General features: G+C 65.3%; 26 protein-coding genes. 11 read left to right on the top strand and 15 right to left on the bottom strand.

The features are described from left to right. Nucleotides 1-33: 33 nt before the first annotated feature. The 9 genes from V6657_RS01800 to V6657_RS01840 all read right to left on the bottom strand — a co-directional run bounded on the left by V6657_RS01800 (nt 34) and on the right by V6657_RS01840 (nt 9,902). Nucleotides 34-507 (bottom strand): hotdog family protein, encoded by a 474-nt coding sequence (locus V6657_RS01800; protein ID WP_048933948.1) that lies wholly within the window; start codon nt 505-507, stop codon nt 34-36. Next, nucleotides 504-1,334, bottom strand: coding sequence for a beta-ketoacyl synthase chain length factor (locus V6657_RS01805; protein ID WP_048933949.1), 831 nt, complete (start codon nt 1,332-1,334; stop codon nt 504-506). Before V6657_RS01805 ends, V6657_RS01800 begins: the two co-directional genes overlap by 4 nt. Beyond that, entirely contained in the window at nt 1,331-2,563 is a 1,233-nt protein-coding gene (locus V6657_RS01810; protein ID WP_048933950.1) for a beta-ketoacyl-[acyl-carrier-protein] synthase family protein, read from the bottom strand. Before V6657_RS01810 ends, V6657_RS01805 begins: the two co-directional genes overlap by 4 nt. A gap of 74 nt (nt 2,564-2,637) precedes the next feature. Continuing rightward, nucleotides 2,638-3,501 carry a polysaccharide deacetylase family protein gene (locus tag V6657_RS01815; RefSeq protein WP_048933951.1) on the bottom strand — a complete coding sequence of 288 codons (864 nt, stop codon included), beginning with the start codon at nt 3,499-3,501 and terminating at the stop codon, nt 2,638-2,640. Beyond that, nucleotides 3,498-5,966 (bottom strand): MMPL family transporter, encoded by a 2,469-nt coding sequence (locus V6657_RS01820; RefSeq protein ID WP_048933952.1) that lies wholly within the window; start codon nt 5,964-5,966, stop codon nt 3,498-3,500. The genes V6657_RS01815 and V6657_RS01820 overlap by 4 nt, the downstream gene beginning before the upstream one ends. Next, nucleotides 5,966-6,520 (bottom strand): outer membrane lipoprotein carrier protein LolA, encoded by a 555-nt coding sequence (locus V6657_RS01825; RefSeq protein ID WP_248694716.1) that lies wholly within the window; start codon nt 6,518-6,520, stop codon nt 5,966-5,968. The genes V6657_RS01820 and V6657_RS01825 overlap by 1 nt, the downstream gene beginning before the upstream one ends. Nucleotides 6,521-6,552: 32 nt before the next feature. Then, the gene (locus V6657_RS01830) at nt 6,553-7,515 is read right to left on the bottom strand and encodes an acyl-CoA synthetase (protein ID WP_048933954.1); all 963 of its coding nucleotides are present in this window, start codon (nt 7,513-7,515) and stop codon (nt 6,553-6,555) included. Then, nucleotides 7,512-9,227, bottom strand: coding sequence for an AMP-binding protein (locus V6657_RS01835; protein WP_048933955.1), 1,716 nt, complete (start codon nt 9,225-9,227; stop codon nt 7,512-7,514). The genes V6657_RS01830 and V6657_RS01835 overlap by 4 nt, the downstream gene beginning before the upstream one ends. Nucleotides 9,228-9,260: 33 nt before the next feature. Continuing rightward, entirely contained in the window at nt 9,261-9,902 is a 642-nt protein-coding gene (locus V6657_RS01840) for a membrane protein (protein WP_048933956.1), read from the bottom strand. Nucleotides 9,903-10,430: 528 nt separating this feature from the next. On the opposite strand from V6657_RS01840, the gene V6657_RS01845 reads away from it, so the two are divergent. Together V6657_RS01845 and V6657_RS01850 are read left to right on the top strand one after the other, a co-directional pair. Further along, entirely contained in the window at nt 10,431-10,691 is a 261-nt protein-coding gene (locus V6657_RS01845; protein ID WP_021196449.1) for a phosphopantetheine-binding protein, read from the top strand. A gap of 43 nt (nt 10,692-10,734) precedes the next feature. After that, nucleotides 10,735-11,505, top strand: coding sequence for a glycosyltransferase family 2 protein (locus V6657_RS01850; protein ID WP_048934173.1), 771 nt, complete (start codon nt 10,735-10,737; stop codon nt 11,503-11,505). Between the two features lie 13 nt (nt 11,506-11,518). Here V6657_RS01850 and V6657_RS01855 read toward each other — a convergent pair whose 3' ends face one another. After that, nucleotides 11,519-12,100: a TetR/AcrR family transcriptional regulator gene (locus V6657_RS01855; RefSeq protein WP_048933957.1), complete on the bottom strand. Its 582-nt coding sequence runs from the start codon at nt 12,098-12,100 to the stop codon at nt 11,519-11,521. Between the two features lie 294 nt (nt 12,101-12,394). Between V6657_RS01855 and V6657_RS01860 the strand changes: the two genes are divergently transcribed. Together V6657_RS01860 and V6657_RS01865 are read left to right on the top strand one after the other, a co-directional pair. Further along, nucleotides 12,395-12,976: an SEL1-like repeat protein gene (locus tag V6657_RS01860; protein WP_048933958.1), complete on the top strand. Its 582-nt coding sequence runs from the start codon at nt 12,395-12,397 to the stop codon at nt 12,974-12,976. Between the two features lie 144 nt (nt 12,977-13,120). Continuing rightward, nucleotides 13,121-13,954 (top strand): hypothetical protein, encoded by an 834-nt coding sequence (locus V6657_RS01865; RefSeq protein WP_048933959.1) that lies wholly within the window; start codon nt 13,121-13,123, stop codon nt 13,952-13,954. A 109-nt stretch (nt 13,955-14,063) separates the two neighbouring features. Here the strand turns inward: V6657_RS01865 and V6657_RS01870 are convergent, their stop codons facing one another. From V6657_RS01870 to V6657_RS01885, 4 genes are all read right to left on the bottom strand, one after another. Then, on the bottom strand, nt 14,064-14,873 hold the full coding sequence (locus V6657_RS01870; RefSeq protein WP_048933960.1) for a c-type cytochrome: 810 nt from the start codon (nt 14,871-14,873) through the stop codon (nt 14,064-14,066). Between the two features lie 52 nt (nt 14,874-14,925). Further along, complete coding sequence (locus V6657_RS01875; protein WP_048933961.1) at nt 14,926-15,339, bottom strand: DUF6691 family protein; 414 nt, start codon at nt 15,337-15,339, stop codon at nt 14,926-14,928. Nucleotide 15,340: 1 nt separating this feature from the next. Continuing rightward, nucleotides 15,341-15,775 (bottom strand): YeeE/YedE family protein, encoded by a 435-nt coding sequence (locus tag V6657_RS01880; RefSeq protein WP_048933962.1) that lies wholly within the window; start codon nt 15,773-15,775, stop codon nt 15,341-15,343. Between the two features lie 145 nt (nt 15,776-15,920). Further along, the gene (locus V6657_RS01885) at nt 15,921-17,030 is read right to left on the bottom strand and encodes a DUF2855 family protein (RefSeq protein ID WP_048933963.1); all 1,110 of its coding nucleotides are present in this window, start codon (nt 17,028-17,030) and stop codon (nt 15,921-15,923) included. 33 nt (nt 17,031-17,063) lie between these two features. Between V6657_RS01885 and V6657_RS01890 the strand changes: the two genes are divergently transcribed. From V6657_RS01890 to V6657_RS01900, 3 genes are all read left to right on the top strand, one after another. Beyond that, nucleotides 17,064-17,756 carry a TetR/AcrR family transcriptional regulator gene (locus tag V6657_RS01890; protein ID WP_048933964.1) on the top strand — a complete coding sequence of 231 codons (693 nt, stop codon included), beginning with the start codon at nt 17,064-17,066 and terminating at the stop codon, nt 17,754-17,756. A 100-nt stretch (nt 17,757-17,856) separates the two neighbouring features. Beyond that, nucleotides 17,857-18,819 (top strand): alpha/beta hydrolase, encoded by a 963-nt coding sequence (locus V6657_RS01895; RefSeq protein ID WP_048933965.1) that lies wholly within the window; start codon nt 17,857-17,859, stop codon nt 18,817-18,819. Between the two features lie 65 nt (nt 18,820-18,884). Continuing rightward, nucleotides 18,885-19,697, top strand: a complete 813-nt coding sequence (locus tag V6657_RS01900; protein ID WP_048933966.1) for a hypothetical protein — start codon at nt 18,885-18,887, stop codon at nt 19,695-19,697. Nucleotides 19,698-19,711: 14 nt separating this feature from the next. On the opposite strand, the gene V6657_RS01905 is transcribed toward V6657_RS01900, so the two are convergent. Beyond that, on the bottom strand, nt 19,712-20,221 hold the full coding sequence (locus V6657_RS01905; RefSeq protein WP_048933967.1) for a gluconokinase: 510 nt from the start codon (nt 20,219-20,221) through the stop codon (nt 19,712-19,714). A 232-nt stretch (nt 20,222-20,453) separates the two neighbouring features. On the opposite strand from V6657_RS01905, the gene V6657_RS01910 reads away from it, so the two are divergent. The 4 genes from V6657_RS01910 (at nt 20,454) to V6657_RS01925 (ending at nt 25,491) form a co-directional block, all read left to right on the top strand. Continuing rightward, nucleotides 20,454-22,181, top strand: a complete 1,728-nt coding sequence (locus tag V6657_RS01910; protein WP_048933968.1) for an AMP-binding protein — start codon at nt 20,454-20,456, stop codon at nt 22,179-22,181. 714 nt (nt 22,182-22,895) lie between these two features. Further along, on the top strand, nt 22,896-24,191 hold the full coding sequence (locus V6657_RS01915) for a hypothetical protein (RefSeq protein ID WP_048933969.1): 1,296 nt from the start codon (nt 22,896-22,898) through the stop codon (nt 24,189-24,191). Between the two features lie 126 nt (nt 24,192-24,317). Further along, nucleotides 24,318-24,758, top strand: a complete 441-nt coding sequence (locus tag V6657_RS01920) for a hypothetical protein (protein WP_048933970.1) — start codon at nt 24,318-24,320, stop codon at nt 24,756-24,758. A gap of 121 nt (nt 24,759-24,879) precedes the next feature. After that, the gene (locus tag V6657_RS01925) at nt 24,880-25,491 is read left to right on the top strand and encodes a cysteine peptidase family C39 domain-containing protein (RefSeq protein WP_248694715.1); all 612 of its coding nucleotides are present in this window, start codon (nt 24,880-24,882) and stop codon (nt 25,489-25,491) included. Nucleotides 25,492-25,495 lie beyond the last annotated feature (4 nt).

Here is a 25,495-nt window from a genome sequence, read left to right on the forward strand (position 1 = left end):
GACCTTTCACAGCGGGATTCCTCTCAAGCAGATTCATACGGCGGACGCGTCGAGCACAACGGCGGCGCGGCCAGTGAGCAGCGTGCGCTCGGCGCAGCGCACGGTAAAGCGGTACAGCACGTTGTTGCCGTCACCGCTGATGCGCTCGGCTTCAATGTCGAGCGGCGCGTCGAACGTATCGAGCCGCGCGACGTGGGCTTCAACACCGCGCACGCTGGCAAGAAAGCCTGCGCGTGGGCGCGCTTGTGCGATCTCATGTGCGACATCAAGCAGGGCACCGTGAACGGCCATCGCTTGCGCGGCGTATTCAACGCCGCACACGGCTGCCAGCCGGCCATGCGCACGCAGCGGATTGGCTGGATCACGGTGGCTCGTTGCCGTGCAATGGATGCGCGCGTCGTCCCAGGCGAGCACGGTGTCGAGCAGGCACATCGCGCCGCTGTGCGGAATGCGCGCGGCGATCCAGCTTTGGTCAAGCGGCGGCGAAAGCGGCGTATTCAGCGTCATGGCGCACCTGTGCTGAAGACGCCATCGGCACCCCGCAGAACGACATCCACGTGCAGGCGCGTGTCGGGCAGGTAGTCGAGCACCACGCTGTGCGACCGCTGTGCCGCCACCGCTTCGAGCAGCGGCAGTGCGCGTGCGGCGGGATTGCCACCACGCAGTGCTTCGAGCTCGGCGTGCGCCAGCGTGGTGGCATGGGCATCGGTCAGCGCGACATCGATACGGGCAAGCGTGTGCGTGCTCGGCTCAGGTGCCAGCACCAGTGCCACGGCAAACGCATCGGGCACCGGCCGCACGGCGCGCAGCGGCTCGGGGTAGTCGCTGTCGTAGACGATCAGCAGGTTGGCTGCACCATCGACCGAGACCTGGCAGAGGCTTTCCAGCAGGCCGGCGGCAAAGCTGCCGTCGTGTGCGCACAGCACGTTGGACGGTGCCGTGGCATGCGTGGCGATGCTCCAGTAGCCCGCGGGCGCGTTGTGCACAGAGTTGTGGAAGCGTGTGGGCGACAGCTTGCGGTCGTCGCTCGCCAGCGTTTCGCAGATCACGTGGCAGTTCTGGCCATCGCCCCCGGACGAGCTGAACACGGTGGCCAGTGTGGCGGCATCGCGTCCACTGGCGGCCACGGCTTCATGGCCAACCGCCAGGGCGAGTTTGACGACCGGCCCGGTGCGGCGCCGCTCGACGGGCGGCAGGCTTGTCGGCGCTGGCAGGACGGTGCGCTCGGGCGCGTAGGCCGCGCGCCCGGCAAGAACCTCCGTTGCCTGCGTCCAATCCGGCAGGCCAGGCCCGAGCAGGCCGATGCTTTCAATGAATGCGCTCAGCCGGGTCATGGTGCGGATCCGTGGCGGGCCCGGTCTGCACGACCGAAGACGAGGCTGCAATTCGTGCCGCCAAAACCGAAGGCGTTGCTGAGCGCCGTGTACATGCGACTTGCGTCGCGCGGGGAGCCGGTCGTCACGTAGTTCAGGGCCAATGCAGGGTCCGGCTGCGTGGTGTTGATGCCAGCCGGCAGGATCTGGTGGCGCAGCGCCAGCGCGGTGATCACCGCTTCCAGTGCGCCCGCCGCGCCCAGCGTGTGGCCGGTCGCGCCCTTGGTCGAGCTGCATGGCGTGCCATCGAACAGCGCGTGGATGGCGTGGCCCTCGGCCGCATCGTTGCTGTGCGTGCCGGTGCCGTGCAGGTTGATGTAGTCGATGTCCTTGGCGTCGAGGCCGCTGGTGGTCAGGGCTTGGGCCATCGCTGCGCGTGCGCCCAGGCCCTCGGGGTGCGGCGTCGACATGTGATGCGCGTCGCTCGATTCCCCAATGCCGAGCAGCAGAATCGCGTCGCCCTCAAGGTCTTGCTCTGTATCGGGTGCGCGTTCCAGCAGCGCAAAGGCAGCGGCCTCGCCAATGGAGATGCCATCCCGCGCGACATCGCACGGCCGGCATGGCTGCTGCGATAGCAATTCCAACGAATTGAAGCCATACAGCGCGGTCAGGCATAGCGAATCCACACCGCCCACCACGGCCGCGTCGATCAGGCCGGCGGCCAGCATGCGCCGTGCCGAGGCAAACACCTTGGCGCCCGACGAGCACGCCGACGAGATCGCCATCGACGGCCCGCCCAGCCCGAAATACGCCCGCACGAAGGCGGCGGGCGAGTAGATGTTGTGCGTGTGTGCGTAGTGAAAATCAGCCGGCAGCGCACCTGTTTGCGCGTCGCGATGCTGGTAGGCGTGTTCGGCTTGCAGGATGCCGGACGTGCTGGTGCCGATGAACACGCCGATGCGCCTGGCGCCGTAGCGTGCCTTGGCGGCCTCGACGTGCGCGGCAAAGCCGTCTTGTGTCAGGCCGATCCGCGCCAGGCGGTTGTTGCGGCAATCGAAGTCGGACAGGTCAGGGCGCAGGCGTTCCGCATCTGCGCCTTCCACTGCACCGATCCAGGTGTCGAGGTCTGCCCGTGGGAAGTCGCAGGGCGCCAGGCCGCCACGCTGCCTGCGCAGCGCATCGAGGGTGGCGTCCAGGCCACGTCCAATACAACTCGTGGCGGTGAAATGCGTGAGCAGTAAAGGCTTCACGGGAAGGCGGGATCGGGGCAGTTGATGGGGTTGGGGCTGGCTGGCGGGTGTCTCGGCTGCATACACAAATTTTATCAAACGGTCACTTGCGGCTCGCCCGGTTGTGAAGCTTCCGATGCCAGCGCCGTGCGCAGGGTGATGCACCGCAACTGCGCTTGGGCGGCGGCTTGCAGCACCATCGGCAGCGCGGCTAGCAGCACGGGCTGGCCGTGGGCATCGCGCGCCGCGTGGCCATCGTGAACGAGCAGGATGTCCTGTGCTGCCAGGTTGTGCAGCAAGCGCCGCGCCACGGTAGCCGCATCGTGCGAGCGTGTGTCAAAGCCGCGTCGGGTCCAGCTCGCCAGTTGCAGGCCGAGCTGGCACAGCACGGGTTCGAGAAACGGGTTGCGCAACCCGGCGGGCGCGCGAAAGAACAGCGGGCGCGTACCGGTGATCTCCGTCAGCGTGTTCTGCGCGGCTTCGATCTCCCGCCGCAGTGCGCCGGGGCCTTGCACCGAGAAGTTGTGGCGATGGCGCTGGCTGTGGTTTTCCACTGCGTGCCCGCGCGCGACGATGGCCTCGACACAGTGCGGGTGTCGGCGCGCCAGATCGCCAATGCAGAAGAACGTTGCCTTGGCGCCGTATGCGTCCAGCAGATCGAGCACGCGCGGCGTGACTTCGGGGTCGGGGCCGTCGTCGATGGTGAGCGCGATCTGCTGACCGGCGGTTGCCGGCAGGCGCGTCCAGTTGGGCCCGAGCAGCGAACTGCGCGGCCACAGCCCGGCGGCCATCAGCGCCAGGTGCGAGGCAACGACGGCACCACCCGCCAACGGCCAGGACGATGGTTGTGCCACCACCGCCACGGCGGCGCCCGCGTGCAGTGCCAGCGCACCGTTGATGAGCGGGGTGGGTTTCCAGCGCCGTGCCAGACCGAGGGGGTAGGTGAGTGGGGCGTTCATGCGGCAGTGTGCTGATCGGGGGCAGCCTTTGGCGCGAGGATGGCGGAAAACACCAGCGCCAGCATGGCACCGGGGCCGACGGTCAACCCGAACGTTTCCAGCATCGGCACGCGTGAGAATGCCAGCAGGCCGAAGCCGGCCACCGTCGCCAGGTTGGCCACCAGCAGGGATACCAGTGTCTGCGATGCTGGTTGTGAGGGCTGTGACGTGCCTGTGCGCTGGTTGAAGAACAACGCGTAGTTCGAACCCACTGCCACGATCAGCAGCATGCCCACCAGATGCAGGATGGTGAGTTGGACGCCCTCCAGCGCAAAGCCGGCGGTGACGACCAGCACCGCCGCCACCAGTGGCGCCAGCGCGCGCAGTGTGCGTTGTGCAGAACGCAGCGCGACCCACAGCAGCAACGCAATCGCCACGAACCCCGCCAGGGAGAGGTGGATGTCCTCACGCACGTAGTTGACGTAGAGGCGGTCGGCTTCTGCTTTCAGGTCGACGAACAGTGCGCCGGGCAGGTTGGCGTGCTCGACAGCAGCGCGAATGGCTGCGGCATTCAAGCTAGGTGGATTTGCGGTCTGAGCGTCTGCTTTGTCGATGGGGGGTGCGCGCAGCGGCAGCATGGCGCTCCACTGGCCGTCGCGTTCCGTGAGCAGTGCATCAACGGCCAGTGCCATCGATGTGCCTTGCAGATCAGCGCGACGCAGCAGCGCTTGCGCGCGCGCGGTGGCCACATCGGCGATGAACGGGGCGAAGAGCTCCGGCTTTACACGGATGGGCTGATCTTCAACGGCGGCACGCATGCGCGCGGTCAGCACGTCAGCGGGCGGCAGGCTGGCCAGGCGCGCGCGCTGTGTGGCATCGCTTGGCAGATAGCGTGCAGGGTTCTCGAACCCGGCCAGCGCGCCGGCATCCACCAGCGGTTGCAGTTGTGCGGCCACCTTCTCCGCGCCTTGCAGCGCCGCCTGTTCGCTCGCGCCCGGAATCACCACCAGATAGCGCACGTCCGGTGCGCCCACGTCGGCTCGTAGACTGGCGTCGAGTGCCTGGCTTTGGGCCGGCACGGGGCTGAGCGCTGCAAGCTCGCGGCTCCAGAGGCCGTCGCGCTGCAGCGCTAGTGCGGCGCATGCGCCCACCAGCGTGAGCACGAGCGCCCAACGCAGGCGCGGTGCAGCTTGCGCAGCGCGTGCCAACCACGCACCAAGCTTGGCAACGTCGCGAATCTCCACGTGCGCACCGCGCAGATGCGGCAGCACATAGCGCGTAACCATCGCCGCCGTCACCAGCCCAACAATCGAATACAGCCCCAGTTGCACCAGCCCCGGAAAGCCGGAGAACAGCATCGACGCAAAACCGCACACCGAGGTCAGCACGCCCAGGCGGATGGTCGGCCAGTACGTGGCAATCCACGCACGCAATGAATCGGCTGGACGTGCCGTGCGAGTGCCTGCAGATTGCACGAACAGGTAGATCGAATAGTCGACGGCCTCGCCGATGAGCGTGGTGCCGAATCCGAGCGTCAACCCGTGTACCGAGCCGAACCCAATGCTGACCGCCGCCACGCCGGCCGCCACCCCCGAGAGCACCGGCAGCAGCCCGAGCACCAGCGTGCGCGGCGAGCGATACACCGTCAGCAGCAGCGCCACGATCAACACCAGGCTCAATGCGGAGAGCCGTTCCACGTCGTGCTTGATGGTGTCGCGCGTATCGACCGAGAAGACGCCGGGGCCGGTCATCAGCAGCTTGGCGGATGCGGCGTTCGGTGTGGTGTGCGCGGCCGCATCGAACGCGCGGCGCACGGTGTCGATGGCGCGCGCCTGCGCATCGGTGTCGGAGCCGGCGGCGGAGGTCTGCGCGACCAGCACGGCACGCTTGCCGTCGCGCGAGGCCCAGACGCCGTTCGATAGGGAGGGCAGTGCTGCGCTGTCCAGCTGGCTGACAAGCGCGGCCACTTCGCCGGTCGGGTCATGCGGCAGCATGTTTTTGGCGACGAGGCCGGCGGACGATGCCAGCAGGTCGAGGCTCTCGCCCAGCGCCTGGTGCAGCCCCTCTGCGGAAAAGCGTTGTGGTGTGACGGCCGGGCTCAGCACATAGCGGTGCTCAAAGACGAACTGCCTGTCGCGCGCTTCGCTCACGGGCTCGCCGTTGTTGACGGCGCTGAATTGCGCATCCGTACGCAGCGTGGCCGCGAGTTGCCTGGACAACGCTGCGCGCGTGGTGGCCGCATCATCCCCTCCACCGCCTTCGATGCCGATGAGGATCAGCCGCGACACCAACCCTTCGCGCAGTTGATCAACCAGCACGCGCTGCTCGGCGCTGGGCGAACGCGGCAGAAAGGCGGAGAGGTCCGCCGTGAAGTTCGTGCGGCCGATGACGAGGGTGCACAGCAGCAGGCCGAGCAGCCATAGCAGCACTGCGGGCTGCCGGTAAGCGCGCGTGTTGTTGGCGGGCTCGCGCATCGGCATCAACATCAGTTGACCGGTTGCAGGCGCATCAGCGAGTGGTCGCCGTCAGCCTGGCGGATGGCGACGCTGCGCAGCACATCGCGCGTGCCATCGAGCGTGATGGTGCTGACCACCTTCTGCATGCGTGCGTCGATGGGGGTGAGCGTGAGCGTCCAGTCATCGCCCCGACCGCTGATGGCGACCTTGTACACCGCTTCGAGTGCGTAGCGGTTGCCGGCCAGTGTGGCGCGGATGCTTTCGATGAACGCGGCAAGCTCCGGATACTGCCCAAGCGGCATCGAGAACTTGCGCTGGTTGCGCTCGACGGTCAGCGTGTTGCCGTCAATCACGAGATGCTCGGGTTTGGGGCGCAGCGTGTGCTTCTCCAGGTGGTCGGGCGCGACGAAGACGAGTTCGCCGGAGGACTCTATGGGCTGCGCGGCAATCGACAGGGTCTTCGTTTCGGTAAAGGTGGCGCGCCCGGATTTGTTGTGGGCGAGGGTCGACATCAGGCGGTCGAGCGTCCAGCCCGAAACGTCGGCGGCATGGACGGTGCTGGCCAGCAGGCTGGCCGCGAGCATGGCAACGCAGGCGCGAAACAGTGAGCGTGGTGTCATGGCATCGGGGTTTCCTGGCGTTCCGAGTGTCCGGCGGGTTGCCGTTCCGTCGCGCTGGCATCGTGCCAGAAGTCGAAGAAGTTGAACCAGTTGTAGGGCGCCGTGCGGCAGCCGTGTTCGACGTGCTCTACATAGCGTGCCAGCGCGGCCTGGACTGCGGCGGCGCGGTCCTCGCGCTGCAGGTCCGTGAAGTCGGCCAGCTTGTTGAACTGCACGGCATAGCGGTTGCTGCCCAGGTGCAGGCCGGTCATGAACAGCACGGGCCGCTTGAGTATGGCCGCCATGTGCAGCGGCCCAAGCGGAAACGCAGCAGGGGCACCGAGGAAGTCCACACGCTGCACGGAAGGGCCAGCATCGCGCAGCAACGTACGATCAGCCAGCATGCCCACCAAGCCGTTGGCATCGAGCACCTCGCGCACCTGCAGCATGGCATCGACGCGCCCCAGCGGAATGATTTCTGGCGCCGCCGCCGGGTTGATGGCGGCAACAGCGGCGTTGATGTTGCGTGCGTTGTCTTCGTACATGGCAACGGCGACACGTAGATCGGGCACCGTGCGGCCCAGCGCGCGCACTACCTCGAAGCTGCCGAGATGCGCGCCCAGCAGAAACGCGCCGTGCCCCTGCGCGAGAGCTTCGTGCACGTGCTGCTGCCCCTGCAACTGAATGTCGAACAGGTCGAACCGCGCATGCATCAGGTAGATGCGATCGTGGATCGTGGTGCCGAAGGTCAGCATATGCCGATAGACGTCACGCAGGCTGGCAGACCGGCCGAGCACGCGCTGCAGATAGTCGCGCGACGCACGGCATGCCATGGGTGAGCACAGCACGAAGTACAGCGTGCCCAGCCGCAGCAGGAGCCGGCCAAACGGTCGGCCCAGACGCAGCGATGCCCAGGTCATCGCGCGCAGTGCCGCGAGATTGCTCCGCTCCGGGCGCTCGGCCCATTCCGGGCGTTTCATGCGGGCACACCTTCTGGCGCGCTCGCCTGTGCGCTGAGCACACCGTTGGCGACTTCACGCTCACCCGCGCGGATTGTGAAACGGATCGCTCCACTGGCCGCCGTTTCGAACGCAAGATCCAGCGCTTCACCCGGCGCCGCAGGGCTCAGGAACTTGGCCGAACCGAGCTGGCAGGCATCGAGCGAACGGCCCAGCGCCATGCCGATCGTGTGGATCGCATGATCGAGCAGCACCACGCCCGGCACGATCGGGCGCCCCGGAAAGTGGCCGGGCAGTGCAGGGTGATCTGCGGGGATGGTGAAACGCATGGCGGGCTTCCGGTGGTGGCGTTCCAATTGCTGTGCCACCAACGTCGCCAGCACTTCTCGCGCCAGCTTGCCGGTGCCGTTGCGCGGCAAGGCTTCCACAAACAGCAGTGGGCGCGGCAGGAACGCCGCGTCGATGCGCTCGTGCAGTGCGCGCAGCACTGCCGCCGCACTCAGCCCTGGCGCAACAACCAGCGCCACCAGCCGCGTGACCGGTAACCCGCCGTATGCATGCGGCGTGGGCGGTGCGTCGTCCGGCATGAAGAACACGCCGTCCACCACGCCCGGAATCGCATTGAGCTGATGGTTCAGATACGCCAGCGAAGACCGCTTGCCAGCAATGTTGATGAGATCGGCCTTGCGCCCTTGCAGCAGGAAGTGCGTGTCGTCCAGCAGCTCCAGCGTGTCGCCCATCGGCACCGGGGTTTCCACGTGCCCACCGGACACCCATACGGTTGGGCCGTCGTCATCGGTCGTGCTGGTGCGCAACTCCAGATGAACGTCGGGGTACGCATGCCACGCGGTGTCTTGCGCCGTGCGTCGCGTGGCGAGCTGGCCGGTTTCGGTGCTGCCATAGATCTCGAGCAGCGGTGCGGCCAGGCGTGCCTCCGCCTCGCGCGCGAGCGCTTCCGACAGCGGCGCAGTGGCTGACAGCACCAGCGCTGCGGCCGGCAAGGTGGGTTCCGACGCCAGCAGCGCCCGCAGGTGCACCGGCGATGTCACCAGCACGCGCGGCTCCGGTACGGCTTCGAGCGCCTCGCGGATATCCGCCGGATAGAACGGTTGCCGGTTGCTCAACGCCAGGCCGGCCTGCAGCGCGAGCAGGACCGTGACCTCAAAGCCATACATATGCTGCGCCGGCACCGTGCCAACCAGCGTGAATGCACGCCCATCGTCCAGCCCAAGCCGTGTGGCCCCCGCGCGCATGCATCGCACGAGAGCACCCCATGTCTTGCGATGCGGCACCGGCGTGCCGGTCGAGCCAGAGGTGAACAGGTAGGCCATGACCTGCGACGCATCAATCTGCGGCACATGCAGCGGCACCTCGGCCAGCGCGTCGCCCAGCGTTGCATCATCTGCGTAGTGAAAGCCGGGCAGGTCGACGGGGCATGCATTTGCGTCATGCAGGCAGAACACATCGGGTGCGAACGCTGCCAGTTGACGCACCATCTGCGGTGTCTGCATCGGCGGCAGCAGGCTGATCTTGCCCGCCACCAGCGTCGCGCACAGGCCGACGGCAAAGCGGTAGCGGTCCGTACAGGCGTTGAAGACGTGGCCGCGCGGCGGGAGCAACGCTGCCAATCGCTTCACGTCGGCCAGGAACGTACGCACGGAAACCGGTACGCCGTCGCGCCAGGCGAGCGTGCGGTCCAGCGATGTGTGGGAGACCAGCGGGTAAGTCGGCATGAAGCAATCTCGGGTGATGCGGTCGGTATGGGTTCAGCGGGATTGCCGGGTTTGCCGATAGGCACGTACGGCGTCGAACAGGCTGGAGCTCGGCTCGCCACGCAGCACGAGGCGCCGGCAGAGGTATTCCGCGGCAAACATCACGCCCACCAGCGGTAGCGATACATAGTTGGCAAACGTCGACCACGTGACGATCGATGCCGCGGCAAACAGCAGTGTGGATACCCCCGCCGTTGCCAGGAAGAACAACGTCCATGCCACCGTCACCTGCCGCGAATAGCGCGCGATGCGTGGCGTGAGCGTGCCGTGCACCATGGTGGCAAAGCGCGTGCACAGCGGCTCGCGTCCAGCGATGAGCGTGCGGCCGAATACGTAAGCCATCATCAGGTTGAAGCTCGCATGTTCGAGATACAGGCCCCATTCAAAATGGCGCGATAGCGGTTCGTGGAGCATCCACAGTGCCCCGCTGACAACGCACCACAGCGGCAGCAACCAGGCGCGCTGCGCAGCGCGTGCTGCGGCCACCAGCGCAATGGCCAACGGCGGCACGAGTGCCATCGCCAGGCCCAAGCCATGCATGCCCGGTGTCGCCACCGCGTAATGCGCGCCCACCTGATAGGCGACGACTGCAGCCACGCCAGCCGCGGCGCGCACGATGCCGGTCAGTCGATCCATGTCAGAGGGGCGCGTAAGAAGCTGCGGTGCATCAGGTGTGTGGGGGCTGTCCGGTTGCCGGTGATGCCGGGCGCTTTCATCATACGCACGGCACAGCGGGCCGGTTGGTGCGGTCCGGACCTCGCCAGACGGTTGTTCTAGCGGGCCACATTCTAGTGGCCCGCACGTGTCTCGCCCGACTGGCCGATGCCGTGTTTGTAACCGGATGTACATCCTGTCGAAAGCGCAATGACAGCGCCCGGTAGCCGATTCGCGATACCACGCGGTGTTGACCCCGCCATTGAATCGTTTGCGTCACAAATGCCAGTGTGGCGCGCGAGGTTTTTGTCACGGTTTCGCGCTATACGAGGGGGGACCCTTCGACTAGAATCCGCGTAGCTTAAACACCCCCATACCGCACGGGCGGGGGCAGGGCAAGGCAGGGTTTCGGGCGAGGAGGACGTCGTCGCTTCAGGCCACATTCCTGGCCGCATTCCCTCGCTACAGGGTCTGTCCGCAGACGCTACGCTGCCCGTGTGAGCAAGACCGATGAACGATCTGGAAAAAGAACTCGCCACCCTGATGATTGGCGAGCTGAATCTCGAAGACATCCAACTCGATACCCTGAGCGCCGATACGCCGTTGTACGGTGAAGGGTTTGCGCTCGACTCCATCGATATCCTTGAAGTCGCGCTGCTGATCTCCAAGAAGTACGGCTTCGAACTGCGTTCGGGCAATCCGGACAACGCCAAGATCTTCGCTTCACTGGGCTCGCTGGCCGCCTACGTCGCCGCGCACCGCACGCGATAGGCACGCGCTGGTTGCCCGCACGTTGCCGCACACGCATGACGCCATGCCGATGACTGGCGCATCTTCCACGCACCTCGTCCTGATCCCGAGCTACAACCCGGGCGTCAAGGTTGACGAGACCGTGCGCAGCGCCCGCGCGCAATGGAACCCCGTGTGGGTGGTGGTCGACGGCAGCACCGATGGCAGCGCCGAGCGCCTGCAGGCCATGGCCGCACAAGACCCGGGGCTGCACGTGATCGTGCTGCCGCGCAATCGGGGCAAGGGCGTGGCCATTCAGGCCGGGCTCGAAGCGGCTGCCGCGCGCGGCTTCACCTACGTGCTGACGATGGACTCCGACGGCCAGCACCCCGCTGACCTGATCCCCGCCTTCATGGCCGCCTCACAGGCGGCGCCGGATGCCATGATTCTCGGGCAACCGGTATTCGACGCAAGTGCACCGCAATTGCGCGTGCAGGGGCGGCGCCTGTCGAACGTGTGCGCCAACCTCGAAACGCTATGGGCGGGCATTGGCGATACGCTGTTCGGATTCCGTGTGTATCCGATCGCGCCGCTGCTTGCCATCATGCGCCGGCACACCTGGATGCGCGGTTTCGACTTCGACCCTGAAGCGGCCGTGCGCCTGTGCTGGGCCGGCGTGCGCCCCATTCGGGTGGATGCGCCGGTGCGTTACTTCCGGGTGAGCGAAGGCGGCGTGTCGCACTTCCAATATCTGCGCGACAACATCCTGTTGGTGGGCATGCACCTGCGCCTGACGGCGGGTGGGCTGCTGCGGTTGCCCTGGCAGATCGCCCGACGCTTGCAGCGGGGCTGGTAGAGACGACGCCGGCTTACGCGATGGTGCGAGTGCCGGCTTTGGCTTGGTTCAGCAAGGTCTGCGCTGCAAGCCATGCCCGGGTGGCGGCGGTCGGATCGCCCACGGCACGCGCATCGGCCGTGGCGCCGGAAAGCAGCATCACATAGACCCCCGCAAGTTGCCGCGCCGCATCGGCGGGCACGACCTCCGCGAGCAGCGTCTCGATCATGTTGAGCAGGTCGTCGCGGTAGCGTACCGCCACGTCGGTCACCTTGGGGCAGGTCGCGCCAAACTCGGCCAGTGCGCGCTCGAACAGGCAGCCGGCAAACTCCGGGCTGCGGAACCACGCCTCATACCAGTCGAAGATGCCCTTCAGGCGGGCCGTGACGTCAGGCATGGTCGAAAGCTGCTCGGCCATGCTGTTCATGATGAAGGTATAGCGCTGCTCCAGCACTTCCTTGATCAGGTCTTCCTTGCCGGAAAAGTGCCGATAAAGCGTCATACGCGCAACGCCGGATTCGTTGATGATCCAATCGACGCCGACTGGGTAGAAGCCGTGCCGGGAAAACAGCTCGCTGGCCTTGTCCACCACTTGCTGGCGCTTGCTTGCGCGCATTGCACCCTCTCTTGATTGCTGGCTTGCATCTTAGCATCGGCCCCTTGCCGCATCCTGTGGATTGGGCTGCGGCCAAACCGTGCGCAGACTGTTGTTGCCCTGTCAGCTTTACGCTTTGGTAACACAACGGCACATGGTTGACGCTAAAGTAGACCGATCTATATCATGTGCCCGCAATTCGTGTGTGGCGCGGGGAATAGAAGGCTTTGCGCGATCGGCTGGGGCACACCCACCCGGGGCAGACAGAGCCTCTCTCAATCGAACAGCAACAATAAGAAACTAGGGGTCAGACGAATGCGTAATCGTTTGCTGATGCTGGGGGCCGTCGTGTGGCTGGCCGCCTGTGCCCAGCCTCAACCACCCAGCGACGTGGTACGAGTTTGCGACGATCGTGGGTGTGCCGATCGGCCGAAGGCTCAAGTGTCCTTTGACCAGGCCAATATCCCGGACGAAGACCCGCGCATTACTGCCCTTAAAGAAGTTGCCAAGCGAGAACCCAAGGCCGCCTATGACCTGGGCCTGCGCTATTTCCGCGGCGACGGCGTGCGCCAGGACAGCTACCAGGCGCTGGTGTGGATGCGCGAGGCTGGCGAGCACGGCAACCTGCAGGCACAAAAGGCACTGGGCGCGTTCTATCTGTTCGGCCTTGAAGAGATGGGCTCCGACCCGGCCGAAGCCGAAAAATGGCTCTCGATTGCGGTGAGCCGCGGCGACAAGGAATCCAAGAAACTGCTCGACGAAGCGCGCAGGGCGAAACAATCGGAGCAGGACGATTACAAGTGGCGCTCGCAGTGGCGCACGACCTATTACAACTATTGGTATTCGGGTTATCCGTATCTGGGCGTCTGGCGTCAGACGACTTGGTACTGGTATTGACCGGTGACCACATAGCGAAAGCGTTATCGCGTTTTTAAGGCGCTTTGGGGAGGGGGAAAACTCGTCGCGCGCCTTGCCAGGGGGGCTTATCGAGTCGAAGGACGCGTAAGCCGGAAATCGACTCAATTCGAGCCACAAAACAATATGAAAACCAATCTCTTTAGCCGCACTGCCAAGTTTGCAGGTGTGGCAGTGATCGCTGCTTCCCTCGCCGCATGTGCTGGCGGCGGCGTTGTGACCCCCGGCGGCCAGAACGCCGGCGTGAGCGGTGCTGCTGCCGGTGGCTCCAGCGTGGGGGCAGATCCGACGCTGGAGCGCTGCGCTGCGCCGCTGGGCACCATCGCCATGGATGACGGCCGCAATGCCGACTGGTACGGCCAGTTCGGCAGCGCCACCAAGGTCACGACGATCGACCCGCTGCTGCGCATGGCTGTGCAGCAGTCCAACTGCTTCGTGATCACGTCGATCGGCAACCAGAAGACCGATGCACGCCTGTCGCGCATCACCGATCTGCAGCGCAACTCCGGCGAATACCGCGCCGGCTCCAAGCAGCAGAAGGGCCAGCGTGTGGCGGCTGACTACTACATGGAGCCGCAGATCATCATCAACGACTCGCCGGTCGGCGGTGTGGCGGGTGCCGTGGGCGGCCTGCTGGGCAACAGCGCGATTGCCGCGCTGGCCGGCAGCGTGAAGTCGAAGGCATCGGTCGTGACGCTGACGCTGTTTGACGTGCGCTCGGCCGTGCAGATCGCCGCAGCTGAAGGCAGCTCGACGGCCACCAACTACGGCGCTGTGCTGGCCGGCTTTGGCGGTGGCGTGGGCGGCGGCCTGGCTGGCTTCTCCAGCACGCCGGAAGGCAAGGCCACGGTGGTCGCCTTCATCGACGCCTGGAACAAGATGGTCGTTGCGCTGCGTAACTACAAGGCACAAGACGTGAAGGGCGGTCTGGGCCGTGGCGGTCAGCTCAAGGTCAACTGAGTATTGAGCGGGGATTCACACAGAAGAGGCGTCTAGCGTCCTGATGTGTCAAAGAAAAAGCCTGCGGCGGTGACGTCGCAGGCTTTTTCCTTTGTTGAATGCGATGGTGTCAACGCGCGTCTTTCGGCTTGTCGCCCTTGGGCCAATCCTTGACGCGTTCGGCATAGTCGGGGCGCGGCTGCTGGGTGAAGAACCCGGCCACGTCCACGGCCTCCTGCGCCGTCAACGTGCCGCCCTGACCCAGCGGCATGTTGTGCTTCACGAACGGGGCCGCCGTGTACAGGCGTGCCATGCCCGCACCGACATTGAACGAATCCTTGCCCCACAGCGGCGGCATAAAGTAGCCGCCTTGCGGGTTCGGCATGCCCTGGCCTTCAGCGCCGTGGCAGGCTGCGCAACGCTGCGCATAGATGGCCTTGCCGTTCTCGTGATTCGGCACGAGCGTGGTGTCGATCTTCTCGAAGCCGCGACCGTTCACGTTGGTGCCCACGGGCACGCCGCTCGAGAGCCATTTCATGTACGCGAGGATGGCGTTCATGTCCTCGCCGTCAAAGGCGATCGGCTTGCCGTTCATCGAGCGCTGGAAGCAATCATTCACGCGCTGCTGCAACGAGATGACGGCACCGCTGCGCGCGCGGTATTCCGGAAACGCGGCAGTCAGCCCCACCCACGGCGCAGCGTACGGCGTGGTGCCGCCGTTCAGGTGACAGCTCGTGCAGTTCAGGCCGTTGCCGACGTTGTGGGGCAACTGGCGCTTCGTGTCGGTGAGGATCAGCTTGCCGCGCTTGATGGCGTCGCCCACGGGGCCGGCCGGGATGGTGGCTTCGTCGGGCACCGGCAGCGTGCCCGGCGTGGTTTGTGCGAATGCGGATGTGCTGACAGCCAGCGCCAATGCGGCGCCGAGTTTGCCAAGCGTCATGTGGCCCCCTGTGGGTTGGTTGTGTGTTGTTCTAGAGGTCGAGGTTGCGCGGCTAGCGCTTGCGCTCGATCGCGCTGAAGACGGCCATGCCCGCCAGCATGGCAACAACAAAGCCGATGGCCTTGGGCACGCCCGCGCCCAGCGCCACCAGTGCCGGTCCCGGGCAGAACCCTGCCAGGCCCCAGCCGATACCGAAGACTGCGCTGCCGAGCACCAGTCGTGTGGTGATGCCCGTGGCCGACGGCCATTGGATCGACGTGCCAAGCAGCGAGCGCCCGCGTCGCCGCGCGATGAAGAAGGCGATCACGCCCACCGCAATCGCCCCGGCCATCACGAGGGCCAGCGATGGGTCCCAGTGGCCGAACAGATCCAGAAAACCGAGCACCTTGGTCGGATTGGCCATGCCCGACACGATGAGCCCCGCACCAAACAGCAGGCCCGCGATCAACGCGATCACGATCGGCATATCAGCCTCCCACCACGTGTCGCATCACGAACACGGTAACGATGCCCGCGGCCATGAAGGTGAGGGTTGCCACCAGCGAGCGCACGGAGCCGCGCGACAAACCGCAGACGCCGTGGCCGCTCGTGCAGCCGCCCGCGTAGCGCGTACCGATGCCGACCAGGAAGCCGGCGGCGATGACCTCGCCCCAGCCGGCGGCGATGTCGGGCACCACCGGCTGACCGAGCAGCGCCGCAATGACCGGCGCCCCGATCAACCCGACAAGAAAGGCGATACGCCAATCCACGTCGCCACGCGCGCGCTGCAGCAGCCCGCCGACGATGCCGCTGATGCCGGCTATGCGTCCGTTGCCCAGAACCAGCACGGCTGCGGCCAGCCCGATGATTAGGCCGCCAATCGTGGCCGCGCCTGGCGTGAAATGCGCAAAGTCAATCGACATGGGAGCAGGGGTGAGGCGAAATTAATTAGGTCTCAAATAATATATAAATTTGTAGATTGTTTGTTGGATCCCCCCAGGGATACGAAAGCATCACGCGCGAGCAATACCGTGTCTTCGCGCGCGTGAGCTACCGCCAGCGTATTCGTTACAGGCGGATCACATAGCCTTCACGCGGGTGCGTACGCCCGGCGTGCAGCGCGGCAATGCGCGCTTGTGCAGCCGTCATGCCGTGCTCCTCGATCAGCGTGAGCCAGCCGCGCGCGGGTTCGCGCACGTGGTCGATGAAGCGTCGCTGTGCGGCGTTGAACTTCTCGGTGACAACGGCGGGGCCCCAATCGGCGTTGCGCTTGCGGATCTGTACCGGCGCGAAATAGAACTGCGGCGCCGGGCCGGGCAGATCTTCGGATTGGATGAAATCCGTGTTCTGCGCGGAACCCGCAAAGCAGTCGTACACCAGCGCATTGCCAAGGTGCTCGTGCACACGCCGGCGTAGCGCCGCATCGCCGGAAAAGTCGACGTAGAGCGTGGGGACGTCGGTGGCGAGCGTATCGAGTGCGTCGTAGGTGACGCTGTCGTGGTAGCAGCCCAGGCCGTCGACGAAGGCGCGATTGCCGGTGGAGGTGAGCGCGGTGAGCGTGAGCCCCGGCGTGTCCTGCACGCAGAACGCGGTGCCGTACGCGGTCTTGCTGGACGCGCTGGAGAACACCAGCCGCCGCGCGCCAAAGAAGGCGTTGTCCGAGAGGAAATCCGCCAGCATGAACGACGTGATGAACAGCGGCCGGTACAGGATCTGGTAGTTCTCCAGCGCGGCGTCGTAGGCGGCATCCTGCGCCACGCGCGTGTACTGGTTGTAGGCGGAGACCAGCGCTTGGCGGTGTGCGGCACCATCGTAGAAGCCACGCGGCGTCACCCGTTCGGGCTGCATGCGCAGGTGCGTGGCGATCGGGAAATAGCCGTAGAAGCGCTCGCCCACGTCGATGCCTTCCACGGTGGAGCTCACCACATCGGCAAAACCCCACACTGGCATGTGGCCCCAGCCTTCCTGCCCGGTGGGGAAGAACGACCAATACTGCATGGCATCGCCAAAGGCCGCGTAGGTGATGTTGTTGGTGGTGAGCGCGAAGCGGTCCAAGCGCAAGACGACCTCGCCGGGCGCGGCCACGGGGGGCGCATCGGCGCTTTCCAGTCGGCTTTCGTTTAGGGCATGCTTGTGCGTGAAGAGCCGCTCGTATGGGGCGTTCTTGGGGGCGTTCATGGTGTCTCCTCCATTTTCGGGATCGATGGGCTGATGGCTTCACTCTATCGCCGGCAATCCGGCACCGGGTTCGGAAACGCGCCGACGGAACACACCGCACCGGCAGGCCCCGCCAAGCCGCTGAAACGGCCGTCGCAGCGCCGTGCGAAGTTCACCGTGCAGGCTATCTACGAGGCGTTTGTTCGGATTTGGCAGCGCGATGGTGCACAGGCTGCCACCACGCGCGCGGTGGCACTGGAGGCCGGCTGCTCAGTCGGCACGCTGTACGAGTACTTCCCGAACAAGGAGGCACTGCTCTCCGGCTACGTGCGGCACACCATCGAGGTGCTGCTCGGGCGCATTCAGCGCGAGGTGATCGATCGCATGGATCTGCCCTGGCGCGACCGCGTTTGTCATCTCGTGCGCCTCACCTGCGGCGATCCGGCCCTCGATCCGCCGTACTTCGACCATGCCATGCTGATGCGCGAAGACCGCATCGCCGAGCCCAAGCACCACCGGCGTTTCTTCGACGAGCTGAGCGCCGCTTGGCGTCAGGCGCTGGATGCCTGCGCCGACCTGCCAGCCCGGCCCGAGGACGCCTTGCTGCAGACACTGCTGCTGGCCATCTGGGGCGCGCGGCGCTACCGCGTGCTGTTGCCCGATGCGCCACCTGCACCCGACGTGTGGATCGGCGAGATGGAGCGGCTCTGCCTCGTTGCCCTGGCTGCCACGCAAGACGTCGCTTGATGTCGCATGGTGCCGACATTGTGCGCAAACAAGGGTGCGAACCGATTGTCTGGGCAACGCGTCCTCGCTAGGCTGGGATTTTGCTGTTGAGGGCCGCGCGATGAGTTGGCAGAACTGGGTCGTCTCATGGAAGGTGCGCAGGCAGATCAAGAGGCCGACCGAACGGGAGCCCTTCGACCCAGTCGCCACGCGCATCGGCGCGGAGAAGCGGAAGATGCCGTCGCCGGTGGAGTTGCCGTCGGACTGGCGCATCGTGCCTGCCAGGAGCGGCCTGACCGGCGAGTGGATCGAACCCGCCGACCTCGACATGCTGGACGACCCGCCACCGGTGGTGCTCTACCTGCACGGCGGCGGCTACTTCTTCTGCAGCCCCCGCACGCATCGCCCCATCACGATCGGCCTGGCCACGCATGCGCGCTCGCGCGTGCACGTGCCGGACTACCGCCTGGCGCCCGAGCATCCGTTTCCTGCTGCCATTGAAGACGCGCTGGCGAGCTATCGCACGCTGCTGGCGCATGGGGTGTCGCCCGCGCAGATCGTGGTGGCGGGGGATTCGGCAGGAGGCGGGTTGGCGCTGGCGCTGCTGGTAGCGTTGCGCGACGCGGGGGACCCTCTGCCAGCCGGCGCGATTCTCTACTCGCCGTGGACGGACCTGGCCGCCACCGGCCAGAGCCTGATCGACAACGACGAATCCGACGTGATGTTCCGCGGAGCGTGGATGGCCTATGGCGCCACGATCTACCTGGGCGATTCGGGCACGCCGGTGGATCATCCGCTGGTGTCGCCGCTGTATGCCGACTTCACCGGTTTGCCGCCACTGCATTGCTACGTGAGCACCAGCGAGGTGCTGCGCGACGACACTCTCCGAATGGCCGAGCGTGCGCGGGCGGCCGGGGTATCCGTTTCGGTAGAAATGGGCCGCCGGCTTCCGCACGTGTGGCCGATCTTCTATCCTTTTCTTCCAGAGGCGCGCATTGCGCTCAAACGATCGGGTGAGCAGATCAGACGACTGGTCGCCGCCCAACGTGAGAACCGAGAACCGGTGGAACTGACGCCGGCATGATCTGACTGGAGGCCCCGCAAGAATGCTCGCGCCCCAGTCAGCCAAGCGCAGACGGGGAGCCCAGCATGCGTCGGGTGTTGGTTTTGGGGTTGGCGCTGGCATGCGTTGTCGGCGCGGGTGTATGGACGCGGCATTACCGTGCGCGGTTGGCCGATGTCCGGTTTGCGCCCATCGAGACGGTTGCCGCAGCAACGGGTGGCGGACGGATCGTTGGGACGGCCGTGCCGGTCAGCACATCTGCCCCCAAGAGCTACTGGCTGAAGATCTGCGACGAGAAGCTCGGGCCGATGAGCGTGACGGTACACGCCAACGAAACCCCACTGACGTTTTCCAATGACCGCTCCGTCGGCCAACTCACTGCAGAGGCGCCGCCCTACGATCGTGCTGCCCGCGTTCTGGGCAAGACCTACGCCACGCTCGGTGCGCAGTTTGACGTCACCACGCACTACATCGCATTGCCGACGCAGCCGCCCACCACGTGCCTGCGGCCTTCGGTGGATGTGGAGTTGGTCCTGAGTGATTTTCGTGTGACGGTGGCGCGTGAGTTCGCGCCCGGCAGCTGTGCCTACAACGCTATCCGCGAACACGAACTGCGTCATGTGGCCGTCAACCGCGCCGTGCTGCCGCGTGCGGCAGAGGTGATCCGCAAGGAGATCCAGCGCGAATACGGCGGGCGGCTTTACTTTGGCGACCCGGACCGCATTGCCGCCGAGTTGGAGACGCAGTTGACGCGCCATTGGCTGCCGCGCGCGCGGTCGCTGATCCAACTGGGTTTGCAGGCGCACGAGCAGATCGATACGCCGCAGGAGCAGGATCGCATGAGCCGCGTCTGCAACGGCGAAGTGCAAGCCGTGCTGCAGCAGCTTGTGCGCAGCTAGCGCGCTGCCGACGGTCAGGCCGCCGGGCGATGCGCGGCGCGTGCCTGCAGTTGCGTGACAGCCTCGTTGACGATGCTCTCGGGCGGCAGGGCGATGTCGACGACGATGGCGTCAGTCGGCTCTTCCAGCGCGTCAAACTGGCTGCGTAGCAGATTCGGGTTGAAGAAGTGGTCCTTGCGGGCGGCCAGACGGCCTTGCAGCAGATCGAAGTCACCCTTCAGGTAGACGAACTCGGTGTTGCCGGTCTTGCCGCGCAGCACGTCGCGGTAGCGCTGCTTGAGTGCGGAGCAGGCAACGACCAGCGAGCCGCCGCCGCTCGTCGTCTCGTCCATGTAGGTGCGGATGGACTCGAGCCAGGGCTTGCGATCGTCGTCGTTGAGCGGGATGCCGGCGTGCATCTTGGCGCGGTTGGCGTCGCTGTGGAACTCGTCGCCATCACGGAAGGCGCAGCCTAGACGCTCGGCAATCTTCTGGCCCACCGTCGATTTGCCGCAACCCGAAACACCCATCACTACTACGATCATCGTCAATCCCTACGTACAAGAACGCGCAAAACATGAGGCTGGCATGTTAGCGCGTTGAACGTGGCGTCCGCCGATTTTTGCTGCTGCGGTGCAGCAATTGTTCCGCGTCATTGTTCGTCCCGGAACGGATTGCCAAATGCGTCAAGCTGCGTCAAATTGCGGAGCAACAAGCAGTAGAAAGTCATTCAAAACAAGGTCTCAAAAGGACCAACGTTGACTGGAGGAGACGTCCATGGCTGGTGAAGGTTTTGATCCGTGCCCACGCAACGGCATGTCGTACGTGGTGGGGGATACGGAGGTGCCGCTGGCGCACGTAACAGTGCCCGCGTTGCTGGAAGCGACGGTGAATCGCTACCCCGACGCGGAGGCGGTGGTGTTTCGCGAGCAGGGCGTGCGCTGGACCTGGCGCGCCTTTGCCGCGCAGGTCGATGCGCTGGCCGCCGGCCTGCATGCGCTGGGGCTGGAGCGGGGCGACCGCATCGGCATCTGGTCGCCCAACCGCTATGAATGGGTGCTCACGCAATTTGCGACGGCGCGCCTGGGGCTCATCCTCGTCAACATCAACCCGGCGTATCGGCTCTCGGAGCTGGAGTACGCGCTCAACAAAGTCGGCTGCAAGGCCATCGTGGCCGCCGAGGCGTTCAAGACCTCGCGCTACCTGGAGATGCTGCAGACGCTCGCCCCCGAACTGGCGACCTCACAACCCGGTGCATTGAACGCGGCCAAGCTGCCCGCACTGCGCTGGGTCATCCGGATGGGCGAGGCCATAACGCCCGGCATGATCAACTTTGCCGATGTCATCGCACGCGGCGTAGATGACAAAGGCGGCGTACCCGTTGATGCGTTGGATGCGATTACCGCCACGCTGTCGCCGGATGACGCGATCAACATCCAGTTCACCAGCGGCACCACCGGCGCGCCCAAGGGCGCCACGCTCACGCACGTGAACGTGGTCAACAACGCGCGCTTTGTTGCCATGGCGATGAACCTGCAGGCCGGCGATCGGCTGTGCATTCCCGTGCCGCTGTACCACTGTTTTGGCATGGTCATGTCGGTGCTCACTTGCACTGCCACCAGTGCGTGCATGGTGTTTCCGGGTGAGGCCTTTGACCCGCTCGCCACGCTGCGCGCCGTGGCCGAAGAGCGCTGCACGCAACTGCACGGCGTGCCGACCATGTTCATCGCGCAACTCGATCATCCGGATTTCAAGACCTTCGACGTATCGAGCCTGCGCGGCGGCATCATGGCCGGATCGCCTTGCCCGATTGAGGTGATGAAGCGCGTGGTGTCGGAGTTGAACCTGCGCGAGGTCACCATTGCGTATGGCATGACGGAGACGAGCCCCGTGTCGTTCCAGAGCGCCGTGACGGACCCGCTCGACAAGCGAGTGACCACCGTTGGGCGCATTCAGCCGCATCTGCAGGTCAAGCTGGTGGATGGTGTGGGCGACACCGTGCCGGTGGGCGAGAAGGGCGAGCTCTGGACCAAGGGCTATTCGGTCATGCTCGGCTACTGGGATGACGAGGCCAAGACCGCCGATTCCATCCACGACGGCTGGATGCGCACGGGCGACTTGGCCACCTTCGATGCCGAGGGCTACTGCAACATCGTCGGCAGGGTGAAGGACATGCTCATACGCGGCGGCGAGAACGTGTACCCGCGCGAGATCGAAGAATTCCTCTTCCGCCACCCGAAGGTGCAGGCCGTCAACGTGTTTGGCGTGCCCGACCCGAAGTACGGTGAAGAGGTGTGCGCGTGGATCGTGCTCAAACCGGGCCAGCAGGCGACGGAGGATGAGATCCGCGAATTCTGCAAAGGCCAGATCGCGCACTACAAGGTCCCGCGCTACATCCGCTTCGTCACCGAGATGCCGATGACGGTGACGGGCAAGGTGCAGAAGTTCGTCATGCGCGACCGCATGATCGAAGAGCTCAAGCTGACCGTCGCAAGAACGGCCTGAGCGGCATGAACATGCGCTGCGTGCGGTTTCTCTGCTGAAATGTGAACCGATTGCGCACGGTATGTCGTTGCCATGACGATGCTTGCCGTGCGCAGTTTCTTATGCGTTCCCTGCTAAGGCGCAGTGCGAAAACCGAAACGCTGACGCTGCGTGCGTCTTGCCGATAGGGGGCACTCGCAGGAAAGCGCCGCGCACGCTTGGCGCACCCGCTGCACCTCATTGCGATCACATGTCAATTCCGTTGCAACGTGCGTGACGGGATGCACGCTCCTGATCAACGCTGGCTCGCGCAATGTGAGCCTTGATGCGCCGATGTATCTACGTTGAAACACCTTGAAAGGGGGCGCACTCGAACACCCGCGTGAGCGCAATCCGCCGGCCAGATCTTGGTCTTGGCCCGATGGCAGAACAGCGCTGGCACCGCAGCCGCAATATTGCTGTTTCAGTACTGCAACCAAATCGTGTGAACAGCTACTCCAAAAAGAGTATGCCTTGGCACGATTCCACTTGATCGGCCACGCACTGCGGGCGCCGGCCCTTGATTTCACAGTGTTTTCAATTCTTCGGCGATGCGGCGTGCAATCGCGCGGGCAGGTGGCACTGAATATGCGAACACGGCACCCCGGGGTGGGTGATGTTTTTTCCCACAGGCAAGGCGCGCTGGCCCCGTCGGCTGCGCTTCCAACCGCCCCTCTCACCTTTATGGAGTGCGTTATGAAGAAGACCTTACTGGCCACCGCGATCGCCATGGGATTGGGGGTCTCAGGCGTAGCACTGGCTGATATCGGGAATGAGACGCATGGTCCGGGCAACAACAACCAGACCACGACGTCGACCATCACCAAAACCAGTACCGACACAGACACCACAACAACGACAACGACCACAGCAACAGACAACTCGAATCAACACAACAACTCAAGCCAAGGCAGCAACCGCAACAACCATGGTGTGGCCGATGCCGATGGCTATGGCACCGCGGCCGCCAACAACGGCAGCACCGCGACTGCCACGTTTACCAACGCCTTCAACACCAGCAAAGCCATTGCCATCTCCAAGCTGGAAGGTACGGTGACCAACCTCAGCGTATCCGGCATCGGCAACATCGCCACCAACAACGGCGGTACTGCTAATGGTGGCGGTGGTGGTCACGGTGGCAATGGCTATGGTGGCGTTGGCGTGGGCGGCAACGGCGGCAACGGCGGTGCAGGTGGCGCGGGCGGCAGCGGCGGCTCGGGCGGCAGCTCGGGCAACGTCACGCACGGCAGCGCAACCAACGGCAGCGCAACGGCCGGCAATGGTGGCGAGGGCGGTAATGCCCATGGCAATGCCGGCGCAGGCGGCGCGGGCGGTGCTTCTGGCACGCTGTCGGCCAGCCTTGGCGCAGGTCTGGGTGGCTGGGCAGGCAGTGCCAGCGCGGCCGGAGGCGGCAGCGGTGGCAGTGGCGGTGGTGCCGGCAGCAACGGTGGAGATGCCAACCATCATCATGGCAGCGGCTCGGCTACAGGCGGCGCGGGTGCTGCTGTCGGTGGCAACGGCGCAGCAGGTGGTGGCGGAACCGCTGGCACATCGACGGCTTCCGGTGGTGCAGGCACAGGCACCAGCACAGCAACCGGCACCAGCACGGGCGGCGCAGGCGCAGCAGGTGGCGCAGCCACCAACCTTGCCGGCAACGGCGGTGCGGGTGGTGCCGCAACCAACGGCAGCGCAACCAATGGCTCAGCCTCGTCCACGGCCGGCAACGGTGCTGCGGGCGCAACGGGCGCGGTGGGTGCAGCAGGCGGTGCCGGCGGTACTGGCAACGGTGGCGTTGGCAATGGCGCAGTCGGCGGTGCGGGTGGCGCTGGCGGTACGGTGGCGGTGGATGCGGGCACGTTCAACATGTCCAATGCCATGACCAGCGTCGGCCAGTCGGCTGCCGGGGTGATGATCGCAAACCAAAACAGCGGCTTTGCATCGCTCATCCAACAAAGCGTCAATGTGCAGGCCAACCTGAATGTCGGCCACTGAACCGGCATCAGGCTTGAGCGGGGAAGTACCGCCGCTACGTTGGTAGCGGCGGCTGACAGGGCCGGACCGGGCAACAAGGGTCCGGCCCCCGTCGGAACCGCAGTTGGGGCATCTGGGAGAGATTCGATGCGATCCGACAGAACAACAGCAGGATGGGCGGCATGGTTCCTGACATGCGGCCTTGTGGCGTTGCCTGCAGCAACGGCAACGCTGGCGATGGCGGCGGAGGATGTGCCGGTCGCGAACGATCTTCAGACAGCCAACGTGGAAGCGGTGCGTCCCCCGGTCGCCGCGCCCGCGTTGGTGCCTGGATTTGGTCACGCGGTCGATGCAGACAAGCTCGAAGGCTATCGCGGTGGGACACAGGACCTGTACCAGACCGTCAACGACGCGCGCCTTTCGGGCACGGTGAGCAACGACACCGCCGTCAACGTGGCGACGGGTTCGAACATCGTGGGCGGTGGCTCGTTCGCCAACGCTGCCGGGATCCCCACGGTCATCCAGAACAGCGGAGCGAACGTGCTGATCCAGAACTCCACCATCGTCAACGTGCAGTTCAGGCCTTGATGCGATGACGGCGATGCGAGGTAGGGCGATGCGACGAATGTGGAGCGCGGCGCTGATCCTGGGCGCGTGCGGGCTAGCGGTTGTGTCGACCGCTGTGCCGACATTCGCCGGTTCGATCGACATGCTCGGTACGGGCGGCGCGACCTACAACGTGCCGGTCACGAGCATGAGGGAGGCGCGTTTCCTGCGCACGATCCATCAGCGCTTCGACTTCAGTTGCGGTTCGGCTGCCGTGGCGACGCTGCTGACTTACCAGTACGGCTATCCGGTGAGTGAGCAGACGGTGTTCCAAGCCATGTATCTCAATGGCAACCAGGAGAAGATCCGGCGAGAAGGCTTTTCGCTGCTCGACATCAAACGCTATCTGGTGTCGCAAGGCTTCGAGGCCGATGGTTTCGAGCAGCCGCTGGATGCATTGAACGGCGCCCACTTGCCGGCCATCGTGCTGCTGAGCGAGAACGGCTATCACCACTTCGTGGTGGTCAAGGGCGTGCAGGAAGGGCGTGTGCTGGTGGGCGATCCGGCCATGGGCACACGCGCGATCCCACGTGCGAGTTTCGAGCACATGTGGGACAACCATTTGCTGTTCGTCATCCATAACCGTGAAGAGCGTGCGACGTTCAACGCGGGATCGGATTGGCGCGTTGCACCGCGCGCACCGCTGGACGAAGGGGTGGACCGCACCGGCCTGGGGAACATCGTGATCCCCAAGCACGGTCCGTCCGATTTCTGACAGC

This window comes from Ralstonia sp. RRA (assembly GCF_037023145.1).
Taxonomy (GTDB): Bacteria; Pseudomonadota; Gammaproteobacteria; order Burkholderiales; family Burkholderiaceae; genus Ralstonia.